A 6,447-nucleotide genomic window follows, 5' to 3' on the forward strand; every position below is an offset into this window, starting at 1 on the left:
GGGTTGACTAATGACTATAGGAATACTATATATATTATCCGTATCATCGGTTTCTGCTTGATAATTATATTGATCCGTCTTCAGCAATAAATAGCCACTCGTAGCAGCTATATAACTAGGCAAGGTAACATTGCCCGTCATTGTATAAGTTTCATCGGGATCTAAAGGTACGTTGCTATTAGATGAATCAATCCAAAAGTTATTTATATAATAGTCATTATCATTGCCCCAGATGTTATCAGAAGAATAGACAATGCCATCGCTCCAAGAACTCCATGGGGTGGTAACTGTACCTTGATTTTTAACCGTCCAATTCACGGTGAAAGACTGTTCTAAACCCACATTAGTAGGAGCAGTAGCCTCAGTAATCATTAAATTGGGTAACTCTCCCGTTAGGGTGATAGAGGGAGAAAATTCTGAGGTGTTGCCATCGGGATTAGTTGCTGTGCCAGTAATATAGCTATACAGTCTCTCGGCAGACAAGGAAAGGGTAAAATCAGCACGACCATTATCATCCGTAGTCACAGTGATATAGGTACGGTAATCCTCTCCTTCTCCGTTACCACTAGCATCCTGTGTACGATTAGCAAAAATTTCAATCCTGTATTCCTTATTGGCTTCACTATCTAGATAACCAATCAAGGTGGCTGTTCCTGCGACAACTTCAGCAGAGGTGAAAACGGGATAGTTTTGTAAAGCATTCGCTCCTGTATCGCTATCACCTTCATCATTAACGGTGACTCCATCCCGTCCTAAATCAATCCCTAAACCATAATTCTCATAGATACTATTGCCTTGAATAGTATTTTTCTGAGAATTATCTACGGAAATGCCGTTAGAGTTGTTATGGTTGATGGTATTTCCTGTAATTGAATTACCTTGTGCCTCTTCTTGGATACTCATCCCCTCGGCATTATTAAACAGAGAATTACCTGTAATTTGATTACCTGTGGCATCGGCTCCGCGAATAACAACACCGGTCGATTGATTATAATAGATGTGATTGCCTTGCACGAGGGTATTTTTTGCTCCAGCTAAATCAATCCCATCATCCCCGTTACCTAAAAAATAGTAGCCTTGGCTGCTAGTACCAATCCAGTTACTGAGTATTTGATTATTATTGGCGATATTTCCATAGGACAATACACTTACGCCGGTGTTAGTATTGCCAGCAATAATGTTTTTGTCAATAATATTATTGGAACCGTTAACTATCTCGACTCCAACCCCATTAGGACGGGATGAAGTTCCCGATGAATCAAGACCAATGTAATTATTAACGACTCGGTTATCAATTGCAGTTTCACCATTAATTAATACACCTGGTTTTTCTGTGTTACCAGAGATAATATTCCTTTCACTGGTAGTCGCTCCCCCAATCAGATTATTGGCAGATTCAATTAAAATACCCCCTTCTCCATTGCCAAAGAAAAATTGGCCAGCCAATCCCTCAAGATTGTTGCCAATTTCGCTAATAATATAATTAACTCCGCCAATATAATTACCTTGAATAATATTATTACCTTGGTCAGTTAATTGTATTCCATAGCCACTAAACTGAGTAATAATTAAGCCACGGACGGTACTGTCACCAGCACTAATAACTAGACCTGAGACTGCTTGATCTGGTTGATAATAAGTAAGATAATAACCACTAATTTGAATGATCGGCGTTCCCGCGTATCCCGGTTGACTGGTACCATCAATCAAGACAGGGGATGTAATTTCTGGCAAAGCCGATAAGGGAGTTATGGTATTTGTATAGTATCCACCCTCACCAATATTAAATACAATGGTATCTGTACCCGGATTATTATTAGACTCAGTTATTGCCCACCTTAGAGAACCTTCCCCATCGTCGTTGGTATTAGTAACTGTGTAAGTAGTTCCCGGATTATTAGTAATAGCAAAGCGAGCAAAACCCAATCCTGGACTACGAATACCTTCACCATTGAGAGGGCCGACATTACCGTAATCATCTGAAACAGTCAGAGTATCCCCCTGGGTAACATACAGATAGCCATTTAGATAAACAGCGCCACTACCTTTCCCAATATTGAACGGCACATCAGGAAGGGTTTCTAACCAGCCATTTGCCCCCACTTTAGCAAAGTTACGATTGTTAATTAAACCCCGTCCTTCATTAAAAGGCCAACCATCTGTACTGGTTTCTCCTCTTAATAGATACAAGTCTCCATTAACTGCGGTGACAGAGTTACCCCATAAACTTGTCCCAGTACCGCTATTTGTCCAGCCTAAATCATTTTTCAGTGAGTAAATTAAGGTGCTTTGGGAGGCTAAAGGCGATTCACCATTGGGAGTAGAAGTCAAGAGGCTTCCTCCCGGATAAGCGAAGTCATCATGAGTCCACATCACCAATTGATCGCCACTGAGGTGATATAACCGATCATTAGTTGTATTGTACTCCCAATCTCCATTACGGGGAAAATGCTCCCCGGCAAAACTCCAATTAGGGGTTAATTGGGTATGAGTTCCACCACCACCAACATTATCAGTACGAGCAAAATTGTAATCTCCTCCTCCTGTATGATGGAGAATTACTGGTTCTTCATTGACATCTAGCCCAAGGACTCCGGCATTAACATTAATTAATGGCGAATCTTCACTGGTACTGGTTTTTTCCCATTCCTGCGTCCAAGTACCGCTAGTACCGGTGCTTAAATCGTAGGAATAGAGAGCCGCTATTTGTGGACCTGAGCGGAATTGGTAGTAATATAATTTATTGCCCGCCACAAACAGAGGATTAACTAAATTACCGGCGGAGAAAGCATCCCCCGACACCCCTTCACCATTTAATATCGGCAAATCTTCCCAGGTATCGGTTGCGGGATTATAGCGAGCAAAACGGACAGAACCGTTAGCAATACCTAGATTTTCTAAACTTTCCCCGCTCTCATCGCTCAAATTACTATTTAAGTCAATATAATCATCATTGCCATCGCCGCTAAAATCGGCGGCATAGACATAAGTTCCGTCAGTGGCGAGACCGCCACCAGCACTAACTCCGTAGTCGAAAGGTACTGCCGCTAATTGTTCCCAACCCAATTCCTGAACCATCGAAGAAGAGGTGGCAGTTGCTGTTTCCTGTACTGACAGAGGATTACTCATATCCTTAGCTCTAACACAAACAAGGTTAATACTGGGGCGATTAGCGACTATTCGCAGCCAAACACACAGTATTCCCACCGAGAATCAGATTAGCGGGAGGGGAACGGCTACTGCTAGGGCGAACATCGCTTCGCTGACCACTTTCCGAGCCTAGCCTAGATTAACTAGATATGTCAAGAAGGTTTCAATAACTTTACAGAAATCTTATAAAAACTTAACCAACTTTAGAAAATATAGCTATTAGTCATCCGCTTATTATTTCTATATTCTGGTTTATCACTGTTGAGATTGTCCAGCTGCCACCGGTAATGCTATGTTTATATTATTAAGTTATGTTAATAGCTTAATTGCTCTGGTTTTCATAGTTTAAAAACAATAGACAATAGACATCTCCAAAAATTATAACCCAATCACAGCTTGCTTTTCGTCTATGTACTAACCAAGTAGTTCTAGGACGGAAATGTATATCTAGGGTGGGCTGAATAAATGTGAAATATAGACGAGGTAAGAAGTTGGCTCTCCCAGGTTTGGTGGTTAAAATGTATTCTAAGATACATTCCTCAAGAGCGAGGGAGTGGAAGGAACCACTCCAGACACAGAGGACACAAAGATCGATCGATCATAGAGTAAGTTAAACTGATCACACAGAACCTAGAAGAGCCAGAAGTTTGGGGACTTGTGTGGGGAAGCAGCTGCAAATTTTCCAGCTAGTGGCTCAAAAACCTTGCATCTTGAGCGGCGATTGCGTCCTGTCGGGGCGAATTCAGCCAACCCTATCTATCGTTGCCAATTTAATTTTACTGACAAATATGAGACAATTAAAATCATTTTTATTTAGTTAGATTCCTTAACTAGAAAGACTTTTGCTCTTCAGATAATATTAGGTGGAGGTCTAATATTTATCTAAGCGGCTATCTCCAATTCAGACGATAGTAACTCAATAAGAACAACCGAAAACCGTCGGGAAGATTCTAACATTTGCTGATAACTGATAACTGAAAAGTTCCGCTAATCTTTAGATAAATTCCCAGAAACATACCAAGTAAAACCACCGCCGATGACTGCCATAACTGCTAAAGCTAATAATACCGGTCGGAGTCCGAATTGAGTTTCGGCGATACCCGCCACGGCTAAGGGTAAAGAGAGGGCAATATTAACGGCATTGTTTTCTAAACCAAAGACTTTACCGCGCATTTCGGGGGGTGTATCTGCCTGTAGGGTAGTTTGCATGGGAACCCCGACTAAAGCGGCAAAAATCCCTAATAAAGCGGTCATAGCGAAGGCTAAAATTAAACTCTTTGTTGCTAGGGATAAACCGATTAAAGCTGCCGCCATACCCAGGGAACCCCAGAGACTTAATTGGGTGTGGGAGAATTTTTGGCCCCAATAACCCAAGGTAATCGCACTAACTGCCATTCCCGCACCACAGGAGGCTAATAAAAAGCCAAATTGAGAAGCTTTTAACCCGGGTAGTTTTTCGGCCATACTGACGGCTAATACCGATAGAGCGGCAAAAATACAGAATAAGATGACTAATTGAATTAAAGCGTTACGAACTTTATGATTTTTGTTGAGGTAACGAATGCCGTCGCGGATATCTTCCCAAACATGGGGCTGTTCTGCGGTAGGAATAACATATTTTTCGTTAGTTCGCAGGATAATTAGAATTAAACCGGCAATTATATAAAAAGTACCGACAATCATCACTTTACCAATATCAAATTGTCCGGCTCTCGTGCCGAAAATGCTATCGGCAAAAGCTAATAGAGGTTCACCGATGGCAAAACCGATAATTAATACTGCCATGGTGGTTAAAGTATTGAGGGAATTAGCGGGTAGAAGATGACGACGTTTTACCACCAATGGCAGGGTAGATTGTTCGGCAGGGGCAAAAAATTGGGTTAGGGTGGAGACAAGAAAAGTAATGACTAACAATAGGAAAAAACCGAGGGGTAAATTAAATTCTCCCTGTAGCCGGTAATACCAATTTCTTAAACCTTCCGGCAGCCAACCGAGGGGAATGGCTAAAGTTTGCTCGCGCACTAACCATAACAATAGGGGAATGAGCAGGACAAAAGCCCCCCGTAAAAGGTTAGAAATAACTAAAACTTGTTTTTTTAACCATCTATCAACATATACACCCGCCACCGAACCCACTAACACCGCCGGAATTGTATTAGCAATCATTATCGCCGATACCCAGCCACTAATCGACTGATCGGCTTTTTGGTAATGGGTGGCAATTAGGGAGATCATCAGAACTAAATAGAATTTATCCGCTAATTGGGAAAAAATTCCCCCCGCCCAGAGAATGAGAAAGCGCGGGTTTTTTAGCACTGGGGCAAAACCCTGACTAGGACTGGATTTGGGCGCACGTTTAGGCAAGCGGTTCATGGTTTCTGTGTCGGATTGCCTCGGTGAGGAATCGGAAGAATTAAAAATAGGAGTGGAGGAGTCGCTGGAATTAGCGTCGCCAGTTTCTGAGTCAAACAGTTGCATTATGATGATTTTTGCTATCTGTTTAAAATTCTAAGGGAGATAAACCCTCAACTAATGCCGAGGAGCGAAAAGTTTTTCCCAGATGATATTGAGTATAGCGGCGCAGCAGGCGATCGAGGTTAATCCAAGCTAGTTCTGAGGCAGGGTTTTCTGGTGGGGGAAAATCTGTTTTTCCTAAGCATTGCAGTAATTGCAGTTCTTGCAACGTCAGTTTACTATCGATTTTGGGCGGGTTGATGGTTTCTGTCAGGGCAGATAGATCTATTATTCCCCCTGCCTCGAAACTAAATCCTAGGCAATTGTTCCCAATTAAAGCTTTTCCCGTCAACAGGCAGTTATGGACTTGCGGCACTAAACCAGCAATTATTAAGAAATGAAAAATTGCTTGACAAAGATAGGGAAGTATGTATTGGTTCTCGTCGAGGACTTCAATTCTGGCCAGATGGCTGCAGATTAATTCGTATAATTCCCTCTGAGGTTGTTCACTCAGTGCGATCGCCAAAACCAGTTCACAGAGGTATTGACTAACGGTGAGTTTGGCGAGATTTTGACTTAATTTGGGATAAGATTCGATAGTTTCAGCTTGAACGACCTTATCTAGGGATTTTCCGGCGACTATCAACAGATTATTGACCACAAATAGTTCACTTCTACCCCGGAGGGAAGATTTATACTTGCGCGCACCGGGGGCAATGGCTCTAATTAAACCATACTCGGCGGTCAAAATAGTTAAGAGGCGATCGGCTTCTCCGAAGGCCATTCCTTGCAGATTGATTCCAGTAGCTTGATAGGTACGAGACATCATTTAAGTAGGTGGGT

General features: G+C 42.1%; 3 protein-coding genes. All 3 read right to left on the reverse strand.

Annotation, left to right across the window (positions count from 1 at the left end):
* The coding region (locus MICAI_RS00710; protein WP_039899267.1) for a right-handed parallel beta-helix repeat-containing protein at positions 1–3,129 on the reverse strand (3,129 nt) is incomplete at its 3' end.
* A gap of 1,008 nt (positions 3,130–4,137) precedes the next feature.
* A complete protein-coding gene (locus MICAI_RS00715) occupies positions 4,138–5,628 on the reverse strand; it encodes an MFS transporter (protein WP_008196312.1) in 1,491 nt (496 codons plus the stop codon).
* 22 nt (positions 5,629–5,650) lie between these two features.
* A complete protein-coding gene (gene recO, locus MICAI_RS00720; protein ID WP_008196313.1) occupies positions 5,651–6,433 on the reverse strand; it encodes a DNA repair protein RecO in 783 nt (260 codons plus the stop codon).
* Positions 6,434–6,447: the final 14 nt, after the last annotated feature.

The organism is Microcystis sp. T1-4 (genome assembly GCF_000297435.1).
GTDB lineage: Bacteria > Cyanobacteriota > Cyanobacteriia > Cyanobacteriales > Microcystaceae > Microcystis.